This window comes from Blautia parvula, assembly GCF_020215665.1.
GTDB classification, from domain to species: Bacteria; Bacillota; Clostridia; order Lachnospirales; family Lachnospiraceae; genus Blautia; species Blautia celeris.
Window position 1 is genome coordinate 761369 of sequence record NZ_CP084061.1, and the last position, 23207, is coordinate 784575.

Below are 23207 nucleotides of genomic sequence, written 5' to 3' on the forward strand. Positions count from 1 at the left end.
GACGAGACAATGAATCTGCCGAGTGATTATGAACAAGAGATGAAAGAATTGCTGGGCACGGAGCTGGAGGCCTATAAAAAGAGCCTTGACCTGCCGGTCATGCAGGGACTCCGTGTCAACACAGCAAAGATTACCTGCGAAGAATTTGAAGCCATCACCCCCTTTTCCATGGAGAAGATACCCTGGATACCAAACGGGTATTTTCTGAAGGAGGAGGAGCGGGCATCCAGGCATCCGTATTATTTTGCCGGATTATATTATCTGCAGGAGCCAAGCGCTATGACACCGGCCAGCAGGCTTCCTGTAGAACCGGGAGACTGCGTACTGGATCTGTGCGCGGCTCCGGGCGGTAAAGCCACGGAGCTGGGTGGACGGCTTATGGGACAAGGAATGCTTCTGGCCAACGACATCAGCAGCAGCCGGGCAAAGGCTCTGCTTAAGAATCTGGAGATGGCAGGCATTCCCAATGTCTATGTGACAAGCGAGGACCCGGAGGTTCTGGAGCGGAATTTTACAAGCTTTTTTGACAAGGTACTCATAGACGCTCCCTGTTCCGGGGAGGGAATGTTCCACCGGGAACCCAGAATGATGGAATACTGGAAGGAGAGAGGACCTGAGGCCTATGTGCCTGTACAGAAAAAGCTCATCCTCCAGGGTGCCCGCATGCTGCGCGGGGGAGGAATGCTTTTGTATTCCACCTGCACATTTTCAAGGAAAGAGGACGAGGAAGTGATTGAATATCTGCTGCAGGAGATGCCGGATATGCGTCTGAAGGAAATCCTTCCCTATGAAGGATTTGCAAAAGGCGCCGGACTTGAAAAATGTGTCAGGATCTTCCCTCACAGAATGCCGGGCGAAGGACATTTTCTGGCGCTGCTTGAAAAAAGCGGAGAGGACAGCAGACCGGGGCAGGAAAATCTGCGGACCGGGAAAAGAAAAGCACCCAAGCTGCCGGACTGTGCGGAGGAGTTCTTATCGCTTCTGTCATATCCTATAGACAGGGAGAACTTAAAACTGGACAGGGACAGACTTTACCTGCTCCCGGGCAGGGTGGAAGTGCCGAAGCTGCGCTTCCTGCGCACAGGACTCTATCTGGGTGATGTGAAGAAAAACAGATTTGAGCCTTCACAGGCACTGGCCATGGCTTTAAAGCCGGAGGAATTTGTCTCCTGTATCCGGCTGGAGCCTGAGGATGTGCGCACAGTCAAATATCTGAAAGGGGAAACTCTGGATGTATCGGATCTGCCGGTGGAAAAGCAGAAGGGATGGCAGCTTATATGTGTCAGGGACTATCCTCTGGGATTCGGCAAGCTGGCAGGCGGAATCCTGAAAAATAAATACTATGCCGGATGGAGATGGCAGTAATGGGAAAGATTCGATTAGATAAATATCTGGCGGATATGGGCCTTGGTACCAGAAGTGAGGTAAAGAAGCTTCTGAAATCCAAACAGGTCACCATAAACGGTGAGACCGCCACAAAGCCGGAGCTGAAAGTGGACCCGGAGACAGATGAGATTTTGTCTTCCGGAGAGCGTGTAGTATATGAAGATTTTGAGTATTATATGCTCAATAAACCCCAGGGCGTGGTCTCTGCTACAGAGGACAGCAGGGACAAAACCGTGCTGGACTGCATACCTTCCAAAAAGAGGAAAGATCTGTTTCCCGTAGGCAGGCTTGACAGGGATACAGAGGGGCTGCTTCTTATCACCAATGACGGGGCGCTGGCTCACAGGCTGCTCTCCCCGAAAAAGCATGTGGACAAGACATATTTTGTGCGCCTGAGGGACGAACTTTCCGAGGAGGACTGCAAAAAGCTGTGTGAAGGTGTGGACATCGGTGAAAAAAATCTTACCATGCCTGCAGAGATCACAGAGTATGAGCCGGAGGGCAGACAGTGCTTCATCACCATCAGAGAAGGGAAATTCCACCAGGTGAAGCGAATGTTTGCAGCCGTGGGCAATGAGGTGTTATACTTAAAAAGGCTTTCCATGGGAAGCCTTATTTTGGATGAAACGTTACAACCCGGACAATACCGGAAACTTTCAGAGGAAGAGATAGAAAGGTTAAAAAACAATGCTTGAAAATATCAATGCAGTATTATTTGATTTGGATGGAACCCTGGTGGATTCCATGTGGATGTGGAAGGCTGTGGACGAGGAATTTCTGGCCATGAAAGGGCTGGAAGTGCCGGAGAACCTGGAAGAGTTCCAGCAGGAGCTGGAGGGAATGGGGTTCACGGAGACCGCGGCATATTTTAAAGAACGCTTTGCCCTTCCGGATTCCCTGGAAGCCATCAAAAGTACCTGGGTGACCATGGCAGAACACAAATACTGCCATGAGATTCCCCTGAAGAAAGGGGCGCGTGAGTTTTTGGGCTATTTAAAAGAGCGAAAAATTCCTGCGGCCATCTGTTCCAGCAACAGTATCGAGCTGATCCGGATGGTGCTGAAAGCCCATTCCATAGAAGAATACTTTACGGACATTACCACCTGCTGTGACGTGCCGGCAGGCAAACCGGCCCCGGATGTGTACCTGAAGACAGCGGCGGGCTTACATAAAAAGCCGGAGGAGTGTCTTGTGTTTGAGGATGTCCCCATGGGAATCCTGGCCGGGAAAAATGCCGGTATGAAGGTCTGTGCCGTGGAGGACGCCTTCAGTGCACAACAGGCAGATAAGAAGAAAGATTTGGCAGATTATTATATTGATGATTATTTTCAGGTGATGAATCACACATATGAGGTGCTTTTATGACAACGGGATTTTTGCCGGTGACAAGGCAGGAGATGGAACAGAGGGGAATCACACAGCCGGATTTTGTTTATGTGAGCGGGGATGCCTATGTGGACCACCCCTCTTTCGGTACGGCTATCATTACCAGGCTTCTGGAATCTTACGGATACAGTGTGGGGATCATTGCACAGCCTGACTGGAAAGATGAGAAAAGCATCACTGTGTTCGGGGAACCGCGTCTGGCCTTTCTTGTGTCAGCAGGCAATATGGATTCCATGGTGAATCACTATACCGTATCAAAAAAGCACCGGAGTACAGACGCCTATTCTCCCGGAGGGAAAATGGGGCTTCGCCCTGACCGGGCAGTCATTGTGTACGGCAATCTGATCCGCAGGATTTATAAACACACACCCATGATCATTGGCGGTATTGAAGCATCCCTCAGAAGATTTGCCCATTACGACTATTGGTCTGACTCCCTGAAGCGCTCCGTGCTTCTGGACAGCGGGGCAGATATGATCTCCTACGGTATGGGGGAGAAGAGTATCCTTGCCATTGCCAGAGCTTTGAATGAGGGGATGTCCATCCGTGATATCCATGATATACCCGGTACGGTATATCGTACTATGGAACTGCCGGGAGGCGTGATCCTGCCCTCCTATGAGGAGCTTTGCAGGGACAAGAAAGCCTATGCCGAGAGTTTCCGCATTCAGTATGAGAATATGGACCCTTTTACCGGAAAGGTTTTGGCAGAACCATATGAAAAACAGGGGTATCTGGTGCAGAACCCGCCCTCCAAACCACTCACAACACAGGAGATGGATGAGGTGTATGGTCTGCCTTACACCCGTACCTATCATCCCATGTATGAGAAAATGGGGAAGATACCAGCAATTGAAGAAATCAAATTCAGCCTCACCAGCAACCGGGGATGTTTCGGAGGCTGTAATTTCTGTGCCCTTACCTTTCATCAGGGAAGGATCGTACAGGTAAGAAGCCACGCATCCATTCTGGATGAGGCTGTCATGTGTACAGAGGAGAAAGATTTTAAGGGGTATATCCACGATGTGGGCGGTCCTACCGCGGATTTCCGCCAGCCAGCCTGCAAAAAGCAGATGACAAAGGGTGTCTGCAAAAACCGTCAGTGCCTGTATCCGAAACCATGCAAAAATCTGGAGGCAGATCACAGGGACTACCTGGAGCTTCTGGCAAAACTCCGGGAGATTCCAGGGGTGAAGAAAGTTTTCATCCGTTCCGGGATCCGCTTTGATTATGTGGAGGCAGACAAGGACAGGGAATTTCTGGAGAAGCTTGCGCAGTATCATGTGAGCGGCCAGCTTCGGGTGGCGCCGGAGCACGTTTCCGACCAGGTGCTTACCTATATGGGCAAGCCGGAACATGCGGTGTATGAAAAATTTCTGAAAGATTTTGAAAAGGCCAATGCGCGCACCGGTAAAAAACAGTATGCAGTGCCATATTTCATGTCTTCCCATCCGGGATGCACCATGAAGGAGGCTGTCAAGCTTGCGGAATATGTGCGTGATATGGGATTTACGCCGGAACAGGTGCAGGATTTCTACCCCACACCCTCCACTATGTCCACCTGTATGTATTATACCGGCCTGGACCCGAGAACCATGGAGCCGGTATATATACCGAAAAATCCCCATGAAAAAGCCATGCAGCGGGCCCTCATCCAGTATAAGAACCCCGCGAACCGGGAACTTGTAAAAGAGGCCCTTATAACGGCGGGAAGGACTGACCTGATTGGGACAGACAGAAAATGTCTCATCCGTACAGGAAATGGCAGTGATACAAAGAGGAAGGAAGCCGAGCGCGGCAGCAAAATGAAAGACCGCAGAAATACACAGAAAAAGAAAACCATAAGAAATATCCACAAAAAGAAGAGTAGGTGATCGTTTGAAAATAGCAGTCATAACCGGTGCTTCCTCAGGTATGGGGAAAGAGTTTGTGCGCCAGATCGCCAGCCATTACGGCTGGCTGGATGAGATCTGGGCCATTGCCAGAAGAAGTGAGGCTCTGGAAGAACTTGGAAAGGAAATTGGTATCAAGGTCCGTGTGATTCCCATGGATATTACGGATCCCAAAAGCATCGGAAAGCTGAAAGAAATGCTGAGGGAATACAAACCCTATGTAAAATATCTGGTAAATGCAGCGGGCTGCGGAGTGCACAGGAGTGTGGAGGTAACCTCAGCCGGGGACTGTGCCGGAATGATAGATCTGAACTGCAGGGCCCTGACGGAGATTACCAGGCTTTTTCTGCCGTATATGAGGCAGAAGAGCCATATTGTCATGGTGGCATCCGCTGCCGCTTTTATCCCCCAGCCGGAATTTGCCGTGTACGCGGCCACAAAAGCGTATGTCCTCAGCTTTTCCCGGGCTCTTTTCCGGGAGCTGCGCGGCTACATTGCGGTGACGATTGTCTGCCCGGGGCCGGTAGATACGGAATTTCTCGAGCATATCGGTGGAAAGAAACGCATGCCTTCCTATAAGCGTAGATTTATTGCCCGTCCGGAGGCAGTGGTAAACCAGGCGATTTTGGATGCAGCGAGAAAAAAAGAAATCTCCATTTATGGATTTTCTATGAAATGTTTTTTTATCCTTTGCAAAATTGTTCCACATAGGGTATTATTAAAAATTGTAGAAGTTATTTCTAAATGACAGTTACTATTCACAGCCCTGCAAAAAGCGCAGTTCTGTGAACAGTAACACGCTTCGCGATGCACACACAATGCAATAAATTGCATTGTGGTGCTGGCCAACTCGGGATTTTGCTTCGCAAAACACCTCCCGGAACATTGGCCGTGAATAGTTACAAATGACATACAATGACACAAATGAGGAGACGGATTTTCAATGGAAAAAAAGAAGAAAATCAGAAAAGGTGATTTCGGATATATCTCTTCCCAGAAGAAAAAGAGAACGATGTATACCATTCTGGCCTTTATAGCCCCGCTTACAGTTTTTTTTACCGGTCTTATCATCAAGGGAAACAGAAATACGGTTTTTACGGTAGTGGCTGTTGTGGCCTGTCTGCCTGCCTGTAAATTTGCAGTGGGCATGATCATGATGTTTATGCAGAAACCAATGTCCGAGAAGGATTACCGGCAGATTGAAAAGCACAGACATGGCCTGGCTCTGGGATATGAGCTGGTGATATCTGCCTATGAAAAACAGACCTTTCTGGACTCAGTGGCTGTATGCGGCAATACGGTGGTGGGATATACCAGCCGTGAAAAATCCGACATACCTTTTGTGGAGAAGCATATTCAGTCCATCCTCAGACAGAATGGATACTATGTGAATGTAAAGATTTTCCGGAAACTGCCGGATTATTTAAACCGTCTGGAATCCATGTGGGAGCATCATGAATCCCTGGAAAAGGATATCCGTTTTACACCGGATGAGAAATATCCGGATTTGACCAGAAATGAACTGATCCTGCATACTATTTACGCGATTTCTCTCTAGAGCCTGTTTGAAAATTCATTCCGACAATCTGCACGCCCCACTTTGCGGGATATTTGCCCCAAATTCAGTCAGCGTAGCCCGCTACGCCTCCTTCATCGGGGTCAAATCTCCCACAAACTGTGACGCACAGCTTGCCGAAAGCAATTTTCAAACACGCTCTAGAATACCGCGAAACAAGGCTTACAGACAGGAGGAATACATGAGAGAACTGACAGTAAAAGCAGGGGAGAGCGGACAGCGTCTGGATAAATATCTTGCAAAATATCTGAAGGAGGCACCGAAAAGCTTCCTATATAAAATGCTCCGAAAGAAGAACATTACTCTGAACGGCAGAAAGGCTGACGGCAGTGAGAAGCTGCAGGCAGAGGACTGTGTCCGTCTTTTTTTGGCGGAGGAGACACTGGAAAAATTCATGGGGACTCAGACAGAGGCTCATACCTGCTCTTTGGATGTTATCTATGAGGATGACCATGTGTTGTTTATCAACAAACCTGTGGGAATGCTGTCCCAGAAGGCGGATAAGAAAGACATATCCCTGGTGGAATATCTGACAGGATATCTGCTGGAAAAGGGTGCACTGACAAGAGAAGATCTGCTGACTTTTCATCCGTCTGTCTGCAACCGTCTGGACCGCAACACCAGCGGCATTGTGGCAGCGGGCAAAACCATGGCCGGCCTGCAGACATTGTCCGGGGCATTTAAGGACAGAAGCCTGCACAAATATTATCTTGCGCTTGCGGCAGGGAGCGTGGAGCATCCGTCCTATATAAAAGGTTATCTGTGGAAGAATGAGCGGACCAATAAAGTCACTGTGACAAGGGAACCGAAAAAGGATGCCCTCCCTATTGAGACACGTATGCGGCCTCTGTCTTATTCCGGGACAGGAGACTGCACGCTGTTGGAGGTGGAGCTTCTGACAGGGCGTACCCATCAGATCAGAAGTCACCTGGCAAGCATTGGGCATCCCATCATTGGAGACGCAAAATACGGCAGCAGAGAAGTCAACGAAGCGTACAGGAAGAAATACCGGGTTACCTCTCAGCTGCTTCATGCATGGAGGATTGAGATGCCGTCTTTCGAGGGAGAGCTTAGTTACCTGTCGGGACTGAAGCTGACGGCAGAACTGCCTGCGTTATTTAAAAAAGTCATCAAAGGGGAGAAACTGTAATGAGCAAACAATATAACGGGCCCTCCATCATGGAGGAGCTCTGGGAATATATAAAAATGATTATTTTTGTGGTTGTTGTGGTTTTCATCGTCAACAATGTGCTTTTGATCAATGCCAAGATTCCGTCAGAATCCATGGAAGACACGATCATGACGGGAGATCGGATCTTCGGAAACCGACTGGCATACATAAATAAAGACCCACAGCGTTTTGACATTGTGATTTTCAAATACCCTGACGATGAGACACAGCTTTTCATTAAGCGTGTCATCGGACTGCCCGGGGAGACGGTGGAGATCAGGGACGGAAAGGTATATATCGACGGCGCCGAAACCCCATTGGATGACAGCTTTACACCGGAGCCGCCCCAGGGAAACTGGGGACCGGAGGTGGTTCCGGAGGGCAGCTATTTTATGCTGGGTGACAACAGGAACCGCTCAAAGGATTCCCGCTTCTGGACCAATACCTTTGTGAAAAAAGAAAAAATTCTGGGTAAGGCTGTCCTTCGCTACTTCCCGTCACCGAAGCTGATAAAATAAAGTGCAGGGAAAAATAAAAGAACAGCAGGAAAAGAGACAGCATAGAAGACAGAAGAAAGAGGAGGAATGGAGATGGCGACCTGGAATTCCAGAGGTCTGCGCGGTTCCGCACTGGAGGAGTTTATCAACGAGACCTGCGCGCGCTACAGGGAAAAGAATCTGGCCCTGATACAAAAAGTCCCCACCCCCATTACACCGGTCCGCATAGACAAGGAGAGCAGGCATATTACGCTGGCTTATTTTGAGAAGAAGAGTACAGTGGATTATATCGGCGTGGTTCAGGGAATTCCCATATGTTTTGACGCAAAAGAGTGCAATACAGATAACTTTCCCCTGCAGAATATCCATGCCCATCAGGTGGAATTCATGGGGGATTTTGAGAAACAGCAGGGAATCGCGTTTTTGATCCTTTTTTTCACCCACAGGGATGAACTCTACTATATGCCCTACCGGGAGATGTATCGCTTCTGGATGCGGGGACAGAACGGCGGCAGGAAACATTTTAAGTATGAGGAACTGAACCCGGAATGCTTTTTAAAGAGAAGCAAAAATTTTCTGGTGCCCTTTCTGGAAGGGGTTGCCTGGGATTTGGATAAAAGAGAAATATAAAAAAGTTGTATTTTTTCAACTTATGGTGTATACTGAATGAAAAGTATGTGTCCGTGAAGAAAGAAATTGAAGTATACAGGTAACAGCCCTATCTGTCTTTGATGACAGGTTCGGCTGTTTTTTGTTACATGGGAAAATTCTCCGAACTTCCTGACCGTAGGTGGCTGCGCTTTGGCGTGAAGGTCATATGGGCAGGATTCTATTTTAAGTAATTTGGGGACTGCATGAAGAAAGAGGTAAAATTTGAATAAAACAACAAAAAAACAAAACGACAAGGTTAAAATCATCCCACTTGGGGGACTGGACAAAATCGGTATGAATATTACTGCAGTTGAATATCATGACACGATCATTGTGATCGACTGCGGAATATCCTTTCCGGATGATGAGATGCTGGGTATTGACAAGGTCATTCCCGATGTGTCTTATCTGATTGAGAATAAGGAGAAGGTGAAAGGGTTTGTGATCACCCACGGACATGAAGACCATATCGGTGCGCTACCCTATATCCTTCCGCAGATCAATGTGCCGGTCTATGCCACCATGCTGACAATGGGACTCATAGAGCATAAGCTGGAGGAAGCAAAACTGCTGAAAAAGACGAAACGCAGAGTAGTGAAACAGGGAGGCCAGATCAATCTTGGCGAGATGCGAATCGAATTTATCAGAACAAACCACAGCATAGCGGGGGCATCCGCTCTGGCAATCCATACACCCGCAGGGATTGTTTTCCACACAGGGGATTTTAAAGTGGATTATACCCCTCTGTTCGGAGAGGCTATTGATCTGCAGAGAATGGGAGCTCTGGGGAAGAAAGGCGTGCTGGCAGTCATGTGCGACAGTACCAATGCCATCCGTCCCGGATTCACTCCGTCTGAGACAAAGGTTGCAAAGACTTTTGATACGCTTTTTGCAGAAAACAAGACAAACAGAATTATTGTGGCCACCTTTGCATCCAATGTGGACCGAGTCCAGCAGATCATGAATACCGCTTATAAATACGGAAGAAAAGTGATCCTGCAGGGCAGAAGTATGGAGACGGTCATCAAGATAGCGGAAGAACTGGGATATGTGACGATTCCTGAAAAAACTCTGATATCCGTAAATGAAATGAACCGTTATCCCGATGAAAAACTGGTATTCATCACAACAGGAAGCCAGGGAGAGGAAATGGCCGCATTGTCGAGAATGGCGGATTCGACACATAAAAAGGTAGTCATCAAACCAAAGGACGCAATCATATTCAGTTCAACTCCCATACCGGGAAATGAGAAAGCTGTCTCCAGAATCGTCAATGAACTGGCAAGGAAAGGCGCAAATGTTATTTTCCAGGACACCCACGTGTCAGGCCATGCCTGTCAGGAGGAAATCAAGCTGATCTATTCCCTGCTGAAGCCCGAATATGCCATTCCGGTGCATGGAGAGTACCGCCATCTCATAGCCGGCGGCAATCTGGCAAAGGAATTGGGGATGGATGATGACCATGTATTTATACTGGAGGCAGGTGACGTGCTGGAACTCTCCGAAGAGACCGGAAAGGTAGTGTCAAAAGTCACCGCAAGAGGTATCTATGTGGACGGCCTGGGCGTGGGAGATGTGGGAAATATCGTACTCAGGGACAGGCAGAGCCTTTCGGAAAACGGTGTCATCATTGTGTCATTGGCTTTGGAGCGGAAAACAGGCAAGCTTATGTCAGGTCCGGATATTATTTCCAGAGGATTTGTCTATGTAAGAGAATCCGAAGAGCTTATGCGCGAACTGAAGAAAGTGGCATCAAAAGCCATTGAAAAATGTGAAAAACAGAATCACAGGGAATGGGGACAGATAAAGACAGAGATCAGAGACAGCCTGGATGATTATTTATGGAAAAAGATCAAGAGAAGTCCTGTTATACTTCCTGTCATTATGGAAGTTTAAAATGTTTCTAAGCCTGGTTGAAGGTTTTTCGGCCCTCCTTTTTGGGGGGCTGTTTTTTATATCGGTCGCAAAGAATATAGAAGTGTGGGCAGCAGATATGATATACTGATCATACAGAAACAGAGTTATGGGCAGGACACATGAGGAACGGTATTTGGCAGGGAAAGGAGATGGTTTTATGTGGAAAAGGGCAGAACTGAAAAGAAGAGGAAGGGAAAAACTAAAGCGGAATTATTGGCCTGCTGTGGCGGTTTCACTGGTTCTCGCTGTCATGATGACAGATATTAGCGGACCGTTTTTGCTGCATGGGAAGAAGTATAACCTGGTGTCGATTCTCTGGACAGACTTCCTGATTCCCTGGAAATTCAGCGGAACTATCATAAAGACCATTATCCGTGATATTTTCTATGTTTTTATTTTTGCCATAATAGAAGTGGGCGGAGCTGCATTTTTTATCAGGAACAGAAAGGAAAAGGCAGGGGCAGCCCTGGTATTTTCCGGCTTTTTTGATGGAAATTATAAGAAGTATATGAAGGGGATGTTCCTGGTGCATCTGGAACTGTTTTTCTGGTATCTGATGCTTCTGGTACCGGGAATCATACAATCCTATGCATTCCGCATGGCCCCTTACATTCTGGCGGAAAACCCGGATGCCGGGTTTGAGGAGATTCTGCATACCAGTGAGGATATGATGCGCGGACAGAAGTGGAGGGCATTTCTTCTGGACTTATCCTTTCTTGGATGGCGGGTACTGACCATTCTGACCTTTGGCGTGCTGGGAATCTTTTTTACAGGAGCATACATAGAGGCAGTGAATGCGGAGCTGTATGCTGTTCTGAAGGAGGAGCGTATGAGACGGTTAGATGCAGACAATCACGGTATCTCATCCCGCCCGTCATGAATAAGAAAACTCTCCAATCCGGCTTTGATAAAAGAATCAATGGTCTTTTGAATCTTCTTCCAGTCTCCACACTGGTTGCGGATCGTCAGTTTATTGATCGTCAGGCATCCGTTCATCTGGAAATAAAATACAGCCTCAGCCTGTTCAAATGTGAGCAGGCTGTGAGACATCAGCCAGGTGACATAGCCTTCCTTATACACATCTGCTATTTTGTCAATGATCCTGGAGGAAATAATATCGTCCAGAAATAGTACCTGATATCTGGGAGTATTGTGTACCTTGTGGCAGAAGGGAAAAGTGCAGTTGGAGGCAGCGCGGCCGGGGCACATGAGATGTTCCTCCAGGCTTTTGGTGTCCTTCAGCATTTCTGTCAGGATATCATCCAATACATCGTCCATATCATAATAGTGCAGATAAAAGGTTCCCCTGTTGATCTCAGCCAGCTTACAGATCTCCGTGACGGTGATTTTTGAAAAGTTTTTTTTCTCCAGCAGGGCAAGGAAGGTATCTTTGATTGCCTGCCGGGTGTATTTAGTGCGGCGGTCTTCTTTTCTTTCTTTGGTCTCCATATGTTTCCTCCTTAAACGATTCATATCAACAATTTTTTTAATTTGTTGATAAAATGAACAGATTGAAAAAATTGATGATTGTAATTTTCATAATTACAATTATAATCAATTATAGAAAGAAATCAACAGGTTGTTCAGAAATTTGGAGGTAAATATATGGGACATGTTATAGCAGTGGCCGGAAAAGGCGGCGTAGGCAAGACAACTTTATGCGGTCTGCTGATTCAGTATTTATGCGAGAGCGGGAAGAAGCCGGTTCTGGCAGTGGACGCAGATGCGAATTCCAATTTAAATGAAGTTCTGGGAGTTGAGACAGAGATTACATTGGGCGAACTGCGTGAGGAAATAGAGCGTGCGGGCATTGACAGCAGATATCAGATTCCTGCAGGTGTGACAAAGCAGGATTATCTGGAAATGAGGCTGGCGGATGCCATCACGGAAGAGGATGATTATGACCTTATGGTAATGGGGCGTACCCAGGGACAGGGATGCTACTGTTTCGTGAATGGCCTGGTGCAGACACAGATACAGAGACTCCAGAGCCATTATCCCTACATTGTAGTGGACAATGAGGCGGGCATGGAGCACATCAGCCGCGGCATTCTGCCCACCATGCAGACAGCCATCCTGGTAAGCGACTGTTCCAGAAGAGGGGTACAGGCGGCAGGGAGAATCGCCCGTCTGGTGGAGGAACTGAATTTCAAACCACAGAAAATGGGACTGATCGTAAACCGTGCGCCGGAGGGCAGATTAGACGCAGGAACCATGGAAGAAATTGAAAAGCAGAAGCTGAATCTTTTAGGAGTTGTTCCCCATGATGACATGGTATACCGCTTTGACTGTGACGGAAAGCCGACGATACAGCTTCCGGCAGATTCTCCGGTGCGGGCAGCCCTGAAAGGGATTGTGGAGAAATTAGGGCTGTAAAGGAAAAATAAAATCAGATATAAGGAAGACAGAGAATACAGGGGAGCAGGCAAAACAAAGCCTGCCCCTGTTTTTTTATTTTACCTTGTATCTAACATTTCTGTAAGATTCCCGGAAACGCTGGGAGATAGAAAAAAAATAAGTTATAATGATAGCACCAAACAAGGATCAAAACCGATACACAAGACAGAGAAAAGGAGCAGAATATTATGAAGATCATGATTGTGGAAGACGAATTGTCCCTTGCCAGAGAAATTTGCCTCCTCTGCAGAAAATGGGAGTTTGATACAGAATATATAAGAACCTTTGACCATGTGGATGAGGAGTTTATGCGCATCAAGCCGGATTTTGTTCTTCTGGACATTAATCTGCCTTATCATGACGGCTTTTACTGGTGTGAAAGAATCAGAACCATGTCCAATGTGCCCATCCTTTTTTTATCCAGCCGTGAGTTAAACGCGGATAAGATCATGGCTATGGCATCCGGCGGGGATGATTACATGGAAAAACCCTTTGATTCGGAGCTGCTGCTTGTGAAAATCCGTTCCATGCTGAGGCGTGCCTATGAATACCGGAAAAATGACAGGGAATATCTGACGGACGGAGGATATTATGACAGCGCGGAGGGGATCTTTACCTATGGGGAACAGTCGGTGGAGCTGACCAAGTCGGAGAATAAAATCATGAGTGCCCTGGTAGAATGCAGAGGAAAAGTAGTGGAGAGAGAAAAGCTGATGCAGCATCTATGGAATACGGATGAATTTGTCACGGACGCCTCCCTGACTGTTCTGGTGTCAAGGCTCAGAAGCAAGCTTCGGGATATATCCGGCGGGAAAGAGATCATAGGCACGAAAAAAGGAAGGGGATATTATATCATATGAAAAAGTATCTGGCTGATCGGGGCCATGCCATACTGCTTTTTTTGATATCACTGCTGTTTGTCAATTTGTATTTCGGTTTCATCTGCGCTACCCGAGTCAATCCGGGGGATTTGTATTACCTGGATGCAGCAGCGGGCGCGCTGGCGCTGTTTCTTCTGGCACTGGACTACAGAAAACAGAGCAGGATCTGCAGAACACTCACAGAGGAGAAAGAGATTTCAAAAGAGGAGATGAGAAAGCTGCTGGGCCGCCGTCAGTATGAAATATGGTACCGGGAGAAAGAGGAAGATGAGGAAAAAATACAAAATCTGTATAATGAGATCCTGGAACTGAGCGACTATATTACCCTGTGGGCCCATGAAGTGAAGCTGCCTCTATCTGCCCTGCGGCTTATGAATGAGAGAAATAAGGACAGGGCACTGCAGGAAGAAATGCAGGATTCCCTGGAGCGGATACAGCAGTATCTGAATACCATGATGATGAGCAGTAAGCTGAAAAAGCCGGAAAATGACGTGAAGCTGGAAAAGGTCAGTTTAAGGGAAGCGGCAGCGGAGGCTGTAAAAAACCACTCCTATTTTCTGATACGCGATCATTTTGCCATAGAGATGCATTTAAAAGACGAGGCTGTTTACAGCGACCGCAGATGGCTGGTCTATATGCTGGACCAGATCATCGGCAACGCGGTGAAATACCGGGGAGAAAACCCCACACTCACCTTCGGAGCTGACATTTCCTCTGCATGCGGAACAGAGTTTTGGGTTGAGGACAACGGTACCGGCATAGCCCAGGCGGAACTGCCCTATATATTTGATAAAGGCTATATCGGAAGCTGTCAGAGAAACGGCGGCTACCGCTCCACGGGAATGGGCCTGTATTTTGTAAAGCAGACTGCAGACAGGCTGGGCATTGGAGTCAGGGCTTCCTCCGGGGAAAACAATACAAGATTTACATTTACATTTCAAGATCACGCAGATTATTTTTTCCTGGATAAGCCACACCAAACCTTGCAGAAATGTTAGAAACAGGCGGAAGGTGTTAGAAAGATGTAAGGATTTCCCGCTCCTGTTTTGCTACACTTAAACTGTAAAGAAAACAGTTGAATTTGCCGTAAAAGGAGTTAAGGAAATGAAAAAAATTGTGGAGATCAAAAATCTGACAAAGACCTATGGACGCAAAGGATATGAGTCGGTAGTCCTGAAAGATGTCACCATGGATATTTATGAACATGATTTTATTGCCATCATGGGGCCAAGCGGAGCCGGTAAATCCACCCTTTTAAACCTGCTGTCCACGCTTGACAAGCCCTCCCGGGGGCAGATCATTTTGGACGGGGAGGATGTGACAAGGGTGGGAAACCGACAGCTCTCCGTGATCCGCAGGGATAAGATCGGATTCATTTTCCAGGAATACAATCTTCTGGACAATATGACCCTTCAGGACAACATAGCCCTTCCTCTTTCCCTGAACGGTAAGAAGAGCCGGGAAATTCTGGAGAAGGTGGATAAAATGGCAGATATGTTCGGGCTGTCTGCGCATCTGAACAAATACCCTTACCAGCTTTCCGGAGGACAGAAACAGCGCGGAGCCAGTGCCAGGGCACTGATCACAGAACCCCGGATCCTCTTTGCCGATGAGCCCACAGGAGCTCTGGATTCCCGTTCCAGCCGGGATCTGCTTTTGAGCCTGAAGGCAGCCAATGAGAAAGGAAAAGCCACGATTCTTATGGTGACGCATGATGCCTACACAGCCAGCTATGCAAAGCAGGTATACTTTTTAAGCGACGGGCAGATTCAGTGCAGACTGAACAATAAGGAGGACAGAAAGTTATTTTACGATGAGATTCTGAAGCTCCTGGCATCCATGGGAGGTGAGAGGGAATGAGTCTGATCCGGCTTACAATGTCCAATTTTAAACGGAATCTGAGAAATTATATGTCATTGGTTCTGGCGCTGGCCTTCTCTGTGTTTATCTTTTTCAATTTTCAGTGTGTCCTGTATTCGGATTCCATGGAAGTGCTGAACAATTACAATAAAGACTATATAGATTTGATCGTGCATGCGCTGTCTGTTGTCTTTGGCGTATTTTTGTTTTTCTTTATCTGGTATGCTACCAATGTGTTTTTAAACCAGCGGAAAAAGGAAATCGGCATCTACATTTTCATGGGACTGGACAACAAAAGAATCGGGAAAATGTACGCTTTGGAAGCTTTATTTTCCGGCCTCTTTTCCCTGGCAGCAGGTCTGGCGGCGGGAGTAGTTTTTTCAAAGCTGTTCCAGATGGTGCTGCTGCGCATTTCGGAGATCAGCGTGGATATAAAATTTTCCTTTTCCCTGAAGCCGGTGCTGATAACCGCGTGTGTTTTCATGGCGATTTACGGGCTGATGGTGGTGAAGGGGTATGTCTCTCTTGTCAGAAGCAGCGTGCTGGATATGCTTTCCGGTGCAAAACAAAAAGAGATGAAAGCGGAACCGGCATTTCTGACAGCCATTAAGATCATGCTTGGCGTCAGTGTACTTGGGGCAGGATATTACTGTGCCGTCAGGACAGGTGATATTGACAGTCTTGCCTATGCCCTGGCTGCGGTGATCCTGGTCATAGCAGGCACTTATTTTATCTACGGCGGCCTGATTCCATGGCTGATCAGAAAGCTTACGGAGAATAAACAATATCTCTATCAAAAGCAGAGAAATCTTTGGGTGAACAACCTGGCCTTCCGTCTGAAGCGGAACTACAGGACCTATGCTATCGTGACCGTGCTCATGATCTGCTCCGTCACAGTGCTTGGAACCTCCATAGCCCTGAAGCAGAGATATGAAAGGTCAGAGCATTTCAGGACCACATATACCTGTCAGGTGGTAACGAAAACGGAAGTGGACGCAGATGAGATACAAAAAGGGATTGAGAAGGAGAATAAAGTAAAATACAGAAGCAGCATTCCCCTTTTATCGCTTGACCCGGATAAGCTGCATTCGAAATACAAGAGTGCCAATTATGCTATTACTTCAGAATCGGCCGTAAAAGCTGCCGCCGAAGAAGCCGGGCTTCCCTATGAGAGTGGATCGCTTAGGGACAATGAGTGTGTTCATCTGACCCATATTATGCTCATGAGCTTTGTTCCGGAAGACAATGAGCCGGTTACCATAGGGGATCAGGTATTTCAGCAGATCGCAGAGAGCAATGTGCCATATCTGGGGGATCTGCAGAATGGGATGAGTGTATATGTGGTGAATGACACACAGTATAAAAAGTTGCAGCTACTGGGGGAAGTTCTGTATCTGTACAACTATAAATTTGAGGACCCCGAAAATCTGGATGCTTCGGTTCCCTATCTCAGGTCTCTTGCGAAAGAGGATCCGGACCGTTTTGTGGGTGTGAATCTGATTCGTACGGAGGATAAAGAAGGGGCTTGGGTCCGTGTCATGTATTCCCTCTGTGTATTCATGTTCGCAACCCTGATCCTGGCCTGCGGAAGTATTATCTTCATCAAATTAAACAATGAAGCTGTGGAGGATATGGAGCGCTACAGGGTATTGCAGAAAATAGGAATCCAGAGATCCACACTTTATAAATCCATGAAAAATGAGATTCGCTTTACTTATTACTGTCCTTTTGTTCTCATGGTCCTGACTTCCTATTTTTCTATCCACGCAGTGGGAACGGTTATGAAAGAAGATCTGCTTCGGATCAATGTGTTCAGCGCGGCAGCCATACTGCTGTTATTCAGCATCATTTACCTGATATCCGTCCGCGCATTCAGGAAAAAAGTTTTGGATTAAAAAAGAAACAGATTAGTGCGGCGTCCCGGGAAAACATCCGGGGCGCCGCACTTTTTTTAGTATTTTCCGTACATGTCAACAGCTTCCAAAAGCGCTTCCATATTTTCCTGGGGACAGTCCTCCAGGGAATATCCGGTGGTGAAAAGATAACCGCCTCCCGGTGCCATGATCTCCAGATGCTGTTTCACTTCTTCCCGGATTCTCTCAGGCGTGCCGTACCGCACTGAGTATACCGGGAATCCGCCCATAAGGCAGGCTGTGTCTCCCAGTTCTTTCTTTGCAAGCTTCAGGTCTACGTTCTCAAAGTGGTATACCACTTTATTCTTCGGCACTTCCTTCAGGTATTTCAGCCTGGTATTATAGGCGCCCTCTGTGTACACAACCGGTGTGATATTGTGTTCGATCAGCGCAAGAATCCATTTCTGCAGATAAGGCCAGTACAGTTCCCTGTAATCCTCCTCACTGATGAAATTATCAAAGCCCTTGTGCAGCATAACCCATGCGTAGCGGCTGCCGGTTGCCTGGCAGAATCCCAGACTCTGTTTGATATGCAGGTCTGCGAAGATATCCAGTGCATGCTTTACATTGTCCCGCTCTTCAATCAAATCCGGCATCATGCCAAAGGTTCCCCGGAGTGTATCCCCAAGCATATCAAAGGCCGTTGCAGAGCCTCCGCCCATAATGGAATAATAGCCAAGGGCGCGGAGCTTTTTGTCGTACTCCTGTATCACAGCGTTCATTTTCTGGGCTTCCTCCGCAGCAGCCAGCAGGCGTTTGTAGACAGGGATGGCCTGCGGTGAGGTCAGCATATGCTGAGCACCGCCCACGATCATATCATAGTAATCCAGGTCAGAAAGCGGTTCAAAGATTTCCATGGTGCGGGGCAGATGTTTGGTCAGCCAGAAGCCTGCCGGATCCCGGAAGAATTCATCGTATTCCCCGTCTTCCAGCGTTGGATATTCAATGAACTGATAGGTATTGTTCTCGTCCAGGCCCTTGGGGTCTCCGGGCCAGCGGGCATTTTTCATGCCCAGATTTTCCAGAACTTTAGCTGCGGGGGTGAAATTACTGATGCTTCCCGTATCTGTGTAAGAGTATTTTTCATAAAAAGCCAGCATGGCACGGCAGGCTTTTTCATGGTCAACCATACTCTCAGCCATAGTGATTCCGGCCTTGTGAAGAGGGTAGGTGCCGACTAAAAGGGTATTCGGAACCCTGTCCGGCTCCTGGTTTAAGACGGCAGTTTCCACGCGTTTTTTTCTTTCCTCATAAAGTTTTTCATAATCCGCCATAGGTATTTCCTCCTTTCCCATAGGGAACAGACATTGATTCATGATATAAAAAGTATACCACTGTGCTGCGGCGGCTTCTACAGCCCGGCATCACAAGTCTTTTCTTTTGTCGGGTGCGTTTTTTGTATTGAACGTACATGTGCCAAGAGATATGAGATATCTGCATAACCACAGGAAATCTGCAGAAAATGTAAGTATAACCCAGCAGAAAATATAAAAATCGGAACGGAGTTTATCATGGACAGAGAAGAAAGTATCAATGAGATTCTTTCCTATTACAGCGGCAGGAAAGATAAAAAAGAGCAGGAAACAGTGGCTGCAATGTTAAGGGAACTGCAGGAAGTCTGCGGCGGAATCAGTCCGAAACTCCAGGAGAGGGCAGCACAGGCGGCAGGCATAAAGGTTTCTGTGATTCAGTATCTGGTGCGTATGTACTCTGATCTAAAAGAAACACCGTATGAGCATACCGTCACGGTCTGCACGGGGATAAGATGCAGAAATAAGGGCGGAGCAGCCGTTTCCCAGGCTGTGAGAAAAGCGCTGGGCATTAAAAAGGAAGGTCTGTCCGCTGACGGAAATGTATATCTGCATGTGCGCGGCTGCCTGAGAAACTGCGGGACATCGCCGAATCTTCTCATTGACGGGAAACTGTTTTCCAAAGTCAAGCCGGAGCAGGTACCTGATATTCTGGAAAAAACGTGCGGACAGCCATATGGCAGACAGGAATAAAACATAAATTACCATTTGTCTACCAACATGATTTTTTGCATAATCTGGGCAGAATACACAAAAGATAGCAAGAGGATGTTTGAAAATGCATGCCCGCAGGACTGCCTGTAAATTGTGCCGCACATATCTTGCGGCAGGTAATTTTCGAACACAAGCTAAACGAGGAATGGAATCGAAAGGACGAGAGATTATGGAAGAGTTCGGGATAAAAACATCCATACATTTTGGGAAAAATGCATTGGAATATTTAAAAAAACTGCAGGGTGCCGGGATATTTATTGTCACAGATCCTTTTATGGTGGAGTCCGGCCTTGTGGAGCGTATCATCGGATATCTGGAAAAAGACCGCTGTACGATCTTCAGCAATGTGGTTCCTGACCCGCCCCTGGAACTGGTGATCGAAGGTGTCAAAGAGGTGATAAAACACAGACCGGATACCCTCATTGCCCTGGGCGGAGGGTCTGCCATTGATGAGGCCAAGGCCATCATGCATTTTTCCAGACAGATCGGAAACCTGCCGGATATGGAATTTATTGCGGTTCCCACCACCAGCGGAACCGGCTCGGAAGTCACATCCTTTGCCGTGATCACAGACCGGGAAAAGGGAATCAAATATCCCCTGGTGGACCAGTCTCTTCTTCCGGATACGGCGATCCTGGATGCCAGCCTTGTAAAAAGTGTTCCCAAAACCGTGGTGGCGGACACGGGCATGGATGTGCTGACACACGCACTGGAGGCTTATGTCTCCACAAAAGCCAATGCCTTTACAGATGCCCTGGCGGAGAAAGCCGCTGTGACGGTTCTGCGGTATCTGCTCCGTTCCTATACCAGCCAGGAGGATTTTAGAGCCAGGGAGGAGATGCACAATGCATCCTGTATGGCAGGACTGGCCTTTGACAGAACGTCCCTGGGAGTGAACCACGCCATTGCCCACAACATCGGAGGTAAGTTCAAAGTGCCTCACGGCAGGACCAATGCGGTTCTGCTCCCCTATGTGGTGGAATTTAACGCGGATATGAAGGAATTTAATCCCCGTGCATATACCCGGGCAGCAGAAAAATATGCGGCGATCGCCCAGCTTGCGGGAATCGGCGGCGGCAATGTGCGGGCAGGGGTAAAGAACCTGGTCAGGGAGATTCGGAAAATGCAGGAACAGATGAAAATGCCTTTTGGATTTAAGGAGTGCGGCATTTTGCCTGAGGAATACCAGAAACAGAAGGATGCTGTGGCGCAGGGAGCGCTGGCGGATGCCTGTATCAGGACAAACCCCAGAGAAGTATCCCGGGAGGATATTCTGGAACTATTGAAACGTGCTTATCAGGGAATCCGCTGATACCGTCCGGGAGGAATCAGATATGGAAGTGAAAGAAAAACAGAGGATCATACAGGAATTTGTCCCGGGAAAACAGATTACGCTGGCCCATGTCATAGCCGGTCCCGACCCGGCGATCTATGTGAAACTGGGACTGGAGCCGGAGCAGATGGACGCCATAGGCATTCTGACCATAACACCCAGTGAGGGGGCGATCATAGCGGCTGATATAGCCACTAAAGCTTCTGACATCACCCTGGGGTTTATCGACAGGTTCAGCGGCGCGCTGGTGTTTACCGGTGACATCAGTTCAGTGGAGGCTGCAGTGAAGGAGATTCTGGAAACCATGGAAGAACATCTGGGATTTGCAAAGGCGCCGGTGACGAGAACATGAAGAAAGTGATATTTATAGGACAGAGCGGCTGCGGCAAGACAACCCTGTGCCAGAAGTTAAACGAAGAAGAGATCCGCTATAAAAAGACCCAGGCTGTGGAACGGTACGGGGAATCCATAGACACACCGGGTGAGTACCTGGAGAACCGCCATTTTTACAATGCTCTGATCATGAGTGCAGTGGACGCGGGCATCATCGCCCTGGTGGCTGACCCTACATCGGAATACCGGGCGATTCCTCCCGGGTTTGCCGGCATTTTCGGGAAAAAGGTAATCGGTATTATAACGAAGATACATGAGGCTGGCCCGGAACAGGTGAAGAGGGCCCAGACGCAGTTAAAAGAGGCAGGCGTAAACCGGATCTTTCGAGTGGATACACCAAAGGGGACAGGAATTGCCGAGCTGTCTGAATTTCTGAACCGGGAAAGGGGGAAAAAATGAAAGAAGAACTTTTGAGTGTGGGAATTGATCTTGGTACCAGTACCACGCAGCTTATTTTTTCCAGGCTGACAGTGGAGAACATGGCGACCAGTTATACAGTTCCCCGGATGGTGATCACCAGAAAAGAGATTCAGTACAAAAGCGATATTTATTTTACACCCCTCCTTGACCAGACCAGGATCGATTTTGGTAAAGTACGGGAAATCATAGAGCGGGAATATGAGAAGGCAGGTATCCAAAAGGATGAGATTGACACAGGCGCTGTCATCATCACAGGTGAGACGGCCGGAAAAGAAAATGCCAGGGAGGTTATTCACGCCCTGAGCGGTTTTGCGGGGGATTTTGTAGTGGCCACAGCAGGGCCGGATCTGGAGAGTGTCATCTCCGGAAAAGGTGCCGGTACGGATCTATATTCCAAAGAGCACCATCTCACAGCCGTCAATATAGATATCGGCGGGGGGACCAGCAATCTGGCGGTATTTTGTCGGGGCGACACTGTGGATACAGGCTGTCTGGATATCGGAGGAAGGCTTGTAAAACTGGACAGAGAGACCGGACGGATCACTTATATTGCGCCGAAGATACAGAAGATCATTGAGTCTGAGGGCTGGGAGATCAGCGTCGGAACCATTGCAGATGAGGCGCTTCTCAAACCGCTGCTTGTACAGATGACAGAGGTACTGGAGCAGAGTGTGGGACTGCGCAGAGACAATCCTTATTATGAAAAGATGATCACGAACCAGGGAATCCATCTGTCACAGGAGATTTCCTGCATCAGCTTCTCAGGCGGCGTGGCGGATGTGGTCTATCATCCCGAAAAATTTACGGACCCTTTTCTATTCGGGGATATAGGTGTGCTGCTGGGGAGGACCATACGGGAGTCTGCACTGTTTCGGAATCTGCAGGTGATCGAAAGCGCAGAGACTATACGCGCCACAGTGGTGGGAGCGGGAAGCCATACTACGGAAATAAGCGGCAGCACCATTACCTACACAAAGGAAGTGTTTCCGATAAAGAATCTTCCCGTTCTGAAACTCAGTGAGGAGGAGAGCGAACCTGCAGCCATGGGGGATGCCATCAGGAAAAAGTTGGAGTGGTTCACCGTGGAGGGCAGCATACAGCAGACAGCCGTTGCCTTTACCGGAGAGGATAATCCGAGCTTTTTAAGGGTACAGGAATATGCAGAAGCCCTTCTGGACGGCATGGAACCCTTGCTCCGCGCGGGACTGCCGTTGATCGTAGTGGTGGAAAATGATATGGCAAAAGTCCTGGGACAGACCATGTATCACCTTCTGGAATGGAAAAGAGAGGTCATCTGCCTGGACGGCATCCATCTGGCAGAGGGCGAATATATCGATATCGGAAAGCCCATTGCAGAAGGATGTGTACTGCCGGTGGTGGTCAAAACCCTTGTTTTTAGTAAATAAATGTAACTGTTCAGTGCCCTCACAGTTACGATCAAAAATCCATGTAAAATCGCCTTTGGCGATGGGATTTTTGCCCGGCTGCTGAACTTTTTCTTACGGTCAGC

At 47.9% G+C, this 23207-nt stretch carries 23 protein-coding genes and 2 pseudogenes; 22 read left to right on the top strand and 3 right to left on the bottom strand.

Going from position 1 to position 23207, the window contains the following annotated elements; all coding sequences use genetic code 11:
* The first annotated feature begins 9 nt into the window (after window positions 1-9).
* The 6 genes from LC508_RS03640 (at window position 10) to LC508_RS03665 (ending at window position 6222) form a co-directional block, all read left to right on the top strand.
* Complete coding sequence (locus LC508_RS03640) at window positions 10-1365, top strand: RsmF rRNA methyltransferase first C-terminal domain-containing protein (protein ID WP_103732194.1); 1356 nt, start codon at window positions 10-12, stop codon at window positions 1363-1365.
* Entirely contained in the window at window positions 1365-2081 is a 717-nt protein-coding gene (locus LC508_RS03645) for a pseudouridine synthase (RefSeq protein ID WP_103732195.1), read from the top strand. Before LC508_RS03640 ends, LC508_RS03645 begins: the two co-directional genes overlap by 1 nt.
* Window positions 2074-2751: an HAD family hydrolase gene (locus tag LC508_RS03650; RefSeq protein ID WP_033139456.1), complete on the top strand. Its 678-nt coding sequence runs from the start codon at window positions 2074-2076 to the stop codon at window positions 2749-2751. The genes LC508_RS03645 and LC508_RS03650 overlap by 8 nt, the downstream gene beginning before the upstream one ends.
* Window positions 2748-4646, top strand: coding sequence for a YgiQ family radical SAM protein (locus tag LC508_RS03655; protein WP_033139457.1), 1899 nt, complete (start codon window positions 2748-2750; stop codon window positions 4644-4646). Before LC508_RS03650 ends, LC508_RS03655 begins: the two co-directional genes overlap by 4 nt.
* A 4-nt stretch (window positions 4647-4650) precedes the next feature.
* Complete coding sequence (locus LC508_RS03660) at window positions 4651-5412, top strand: SDR family NAD(P)-dependent oxidoreductase (protein ID WP_054351299.1); 762 nt, start codon at window positions 4651-4653, stop codon at window positions 5410-5412.
* 195 nt (window positions 5413-5607) lie between these two features.
* Window positions 5608-6222: a hypothetical protein gene (locus LC508_RS03665; protein WP_033139459.1), complete on the top strand. Its 615-nt coding sequence runs from the start codon at window positions 5608-5610 to the stop codon at window positions 6220-6222.
* Here LC508_RS03665 and LC508_RS28695 read toward each other — a convergent pair.
* A pseudogene (locus LC508_RS28695) lies at window positions 6200-6313 on the bottom strand (DUF6783 domain-containing protein); the annotation flags it as partial. The gene LC508_RS03665 and the pseudogene LC508_RS28695 sit on opposite strands and share 23 nt — an antisense overlap.
* Between LC508_RS28695 and LC508_RS28700 the strand changes: the two are divergent.
* From LC508_RS28700 to LC508_RS03690, 6 genes and pseudogenes are all read left to right on the top strand, one after another.
* Window positions 6290-6340 (top strand): annotated as a pseudogene (locus LC508_RS28700) (hypothetical protein); the annotation flags it as partial. The pseudogenes LC508_RS28695 and LC508_RS28700 overlap by 24 nt on opposite strands.
* An 81-nt stretch (window positions 6341-6421) precedes the next feature.
* Window positions 6422-7390 carry an RluA family pseudouridine synthase gene (locus LC508_RS03670; RefSeq protein ID WP_103733197.1) on the top strand — a complete coding sequence of 323 codons (969 nt, stop codon included), beginning with the start codon at window positions 6422-6424 and terminating at the stop codon, window positions 7388-7390.
* On the top strand, window positions 7390-7929 hold the full coding sequence (gene lepB, locus LC508_RS03675) for a signal peptidase I (RefSeq protein ID WP_033139461.1): 540 nt from the start codon (window positions 7390-7392) through the stop codon (window positions 7927-7929). Before LC508_RS03670 ends, lepB begins: the two co-directional genes overlap by 1 nt.
* A gap of 72 nt (window positions 7930-8001) precedes the next feature.
* Window positions 8002-8538, top strand: a complete 537-nt coding sequence (locus tag LC508_RS03680) for a Holliday junction resolvase RecU (RefSeq protein WP_033139462.1) — start codon at window positions 8002-8004, stop codon at window positions 8536-8538.
* Between the two features lie 243 nt (window positions 8539-8781).
* Complete coding sequence (locus LC508_RS03685) at window positions 8782-10455, top strand: ribonuclease J (RefSeq protein ID WP_033139463.1); 1674 nt, start codon at window positions 8782-8784, stop codon at window positions 10453-10455.
* A gap of 178 nt (window positions 10456-10633) precedes the next feature.
* On the top strand, window positions 10634-11356 hold the full coding sequence (locus tag LC508_RS03690; protein ID WP_158587288.1) for a DUF975 family protein: 723 nt from the start codon (window positions 10634-10636) through the stop codon (window positions 11354-11356).
* Here the strand turns inward: LC508_RS03690 and LC508_RS03695 are convergent.
* Window positions 11329-11925 carry a TetR/AcrR family transcriptional regulator gene (locus LC508_RS03695; protein WP_054351301.1) on the bottom strand — a complete coding sequence of 199 codons (597 nt, stop codon included), beginning with the start codon at window positions 11923-11925 and terminating at the stop codon, window positions 11329-11331. The genes LC508_RS03690 and LC508_RS03695 overlap by 28 nt on opposite strands.
* A 156-nt stretch (window positions 11926-12081) precedes the next feature.
* On the opposite strand from LC508_RS03695, the gene LC508_RS03700 reads away from it, so the two are divergent.
* From LC508_RS03700 to LC508_RS03720, 5 genes are all read left to right on the top strand, one after another.
* Window positions 12082-12852, top strand: a complete 771-nt coding sequence (locus LC508_RS03700; RefSeq protein WP_103732179.1) for an ATP-binding protein — start codon at window positions 12082-12084, stop codon at window positions 12850-12852.
* 209 nt (window positions 12853-13061) lie between these two features.
* Entirely contained in the window at window positions 13062-13733 is a 672-nt protein-coding gene (locus LC508_RS03705; protein WP_103732178.1) for a response regulator transcription factor, read from the top strand.
* Window positions 13730-14752 (top strand): sensor histidine kinase, encoded by a 1023-nt coding sequence (locus LC508_RS03710; protein WP_103732177.1) that lies wholly within the window; start codon window positions 13730-13732, stop codon window positions 14750-14752. The genes LC508_RS03705 and LC508_RS03710 overlap by 4 nt, the downstream gene beginning before the upstream one ends.
* A gap of 106 nt (window positions 14753-14858) precedes the next feature.
* Complete coding sequence (locus LC508_RS03715) at window positions 14859-15614, top strand: ABC transporter ATP-binding protein (RefSeq protein ID WP_033139468.1); 756 nt, start codon at window positions 14859-14861, stop codon at window positions 15612-15614.
* Window positions 15611-17509 (top strand): ABC transporter permease, encoded by a 1899-nt coding sequence (locus LC508_RS03720; RefSeq protein WP_103732176.1) that lies wholly within the window; start codon window positions 15611-15613, stop codon window positions 17507-17509. Before LC508_RS03715 ends, LC508_RS03720 begins: the two co-directional genes overlap by 4 nt.
* A gap of 56 nt (window positions 17510-17565) precedes the next feature.
* Here LC508_RS03720 and LC508_RS03725 read toward each other — a convergent pair whose 3' ends face one another.
* Complete coding sequence (locus tag LC508_RS03725; RefSeq protein ID WP_033139470.1) at window positions 17566-18801, bottom strand: uroporphyrinogen decarboxylase family protein; 1236 nt, start codon at window positions 18799-18801, stop codon at window positions 17566-17568.
* 237 nt (window positions 18802-19038) lie between these two features.
* On the opposite strand from LC508_RS03725, the gene LC508_RS03730 reads away from it, so the two are divergent.
* From LC508_RS03730 to eutA, 5 genes are all read left to right on the top strand, one after another.
* Window positions 19039-19530 (top strand): NADH-quinone oxidoreductase subunit NuoE family protein, encoded by a 492-nt coding sequence (locus LC508_RS03730; RefSeq protein ID WP_054351307.1) that lies wholly within the window; start codon window positions 19039-19041, stop codon window positions 19528-19530.
* Window positions 19531-19720: 190 nt separating this feature from the next.
* Entirely contained in the window at window positions 19721-20863 is a 1143-nt protein-coding gene (locus tag LC508_RS03735) for a 1-propanol dehydrogenase PduQ (RefSeq protein WP_103732175.1), read from the top strand.
* 22 nt (window positions 20864-20885) lie between these two features.
* The gene (locus LC508_RS03740; protein WP_181014471.1) at window positions 20886-21236 is read left to right on the top strand and encodes a BMC domain-containing protein; all 351 of its coding nucleotides are present in this window, start codon (window positions 20886-20888) and stop codon (window positions 21234-21236) included.
* On the top strand, window positions 21233-21676 hold the full coding sequence (locus tag LC508_RS03745; protein ID WP_054351308.1) for a EutP/PduV family microcompartment system protein: 444 nt from the start codon (window positions 21233-21235) through the stop codon (window positions 21674-21676). Before LC508_RS03740 ends, LC508_RS03745 begins: the two co-directional genes overlap by 4 nt.
* Window positions 21673-23103: an ethanolamine ammonia-lyase reactivating factor EutA gene (eutA, locus tag LC508_RS03750; RefSeq protein ID WP_033139474.1), complete on the top strand. Its 1431-nt coding sequence runs from the start codon at window positions 21673-21675 to the stop codon at window positions 23101-23103. The genes LC508_RS03745 and eutA overlap by 4 nt, the downstream gene beginning before the upstream one ends.
* Window positions 23104-23207: the final 104 nt, after the last annotated feature.

Coding starts and splice junctions, on each gene's coding strand:
- LC508_RS03640 (WP_103732194.1), top strand. CDS start 10: ATGAATCTGCCGAGTGATTATGAACAAGAGATGAAAGAATTGCTGGGC.
- LC508_RS03645 (WP_103732195.1), top strand. CDS start 1,365: ATGGGAAAGATTCGATTAGATAAATATCTGGCGGATATGGGCCTTGGT.
- LC508_RS03650 (WP_033139456.1), top strand. CDS start 2,074: ATGCTTGAAAATATCAATGCAGTATTATTTGATTTGGATGGAACCCTG.
- LC508_RS03655 (WP_033139457.1), top strand. CDS start 2,748: ATGACAACGGGATTTTTGCCGGTGACAAGGCAGGAGATGGAACAGAGG.
- LC508_RS03665 (WP_033139459.1), top strand. CDS start 5,608: ATGGAAAAAAAGAAGAAAATCAGAAAAGGTGATTTCGGATATATCTCT.
- LC508_RS03670 (WP_103733197.1), top strand. CDS start 6,422: ATGAGAGAACTGACAGTAAAAGCAGGGGAGAGCGGACAGCGTCTGGAT.
- lepB (WP_033139461.1), top strand. CDS start 7,390: ATGAGCAAACAATATAACGGGCCCTCCATCATGGAGGAGCTCTGGGAA.
- LC508_RS03680 (WP_033139462.1), top strand. CDS start 8,002: ATGGCGACCTGGAATTCCAGAGGTCTGCGCGGTTCCGCACTGGAGGAG.
- LC508_RS03690 (WP_158587288.1), top strand. CDS start 10,634: ATGTGGAAAAGGGCAGAACTGAAAAGAAGAGGAAGGGAAAAACTAAAG.
- LC508_RS03695 (WP_054351301.1), bottom strand. CDS start 11,925: ATGGAGACCAAAGAAAGAAAAGAAGACCGCCGCACTAAATACACCCGG.
- LC508_RS03700 (WP_103732179.1), top strand. CDS start 12,082: ATGGGACATGTTATAGCAGTGGCCGGAAAAGGCGGCGTAGGCAAGACA.
- LC508_RS03705 (WP_103732178.1), top strand. CDS start 13,062: ATGAAGATCATGATTGTGGAAGACGAATTGTCCCTTGCCAGAGAAATT.
- LC508_RS03710 (WP_103732177.1), top strand. CDS start 13,730: ATGAAAAAGTATCTGGCTGATCGGGGCCATGCCATACTGCTTTTTTTG.
- LC508_RS03715 (WP_033139468.1), top strand. CDS start 14,859: ATGAAAAAAATTGTGGAGATCAAAAATCTGACAAAGACCTATGGACGC.
- LC508_RS03720 (WP_103732176.1), top strand. CDS start 15,611: ATGAGTCTGATCCGGCTTACAATGTCCAATTTTAAACGGAATCTGAGA.
- LC508_RS03725 (WP_033139470.1), bottom strand. CDS start 18,801: ATGGCGGATTATGAAAAACTTTATGAGGAAAGAAAAAAACGCGTGGAA.
- LC508_RS03730 (WP_054351307.1), top strand. CDS start 19,039: ATGGACAGAGAAGAAAGTATCAATGAGATTCTTTCCTATTACAGCGGC.
- LC508_RS03735 (WP_103732175.1), top strand. CDS start 19,721: ATGGAAGAGTTCGGGATAAAAACATCCATACATTTTGGGAAAAATGCA.
- LC508_RS03740 (WP_181014471.1), top strand. CDS start 20,886: ATGGAAGTGAAAGAAAAACAGAGGATCATACAGGAATTTGTCCCGGGA.
- LC508_RS03745 (WP_054351308.1), top strand. CDS start 21,233: ATGAAGAAAGTGATATTTATAGGACAGAGCGGCTGCGGCAAGACAACC.
- eutA (WP_033139474.1), top strand. CDS start 21,673: ATGAAAGAAGAACTTTTGAGTGTGGGAATTGATCTTGGTACCAGTACC.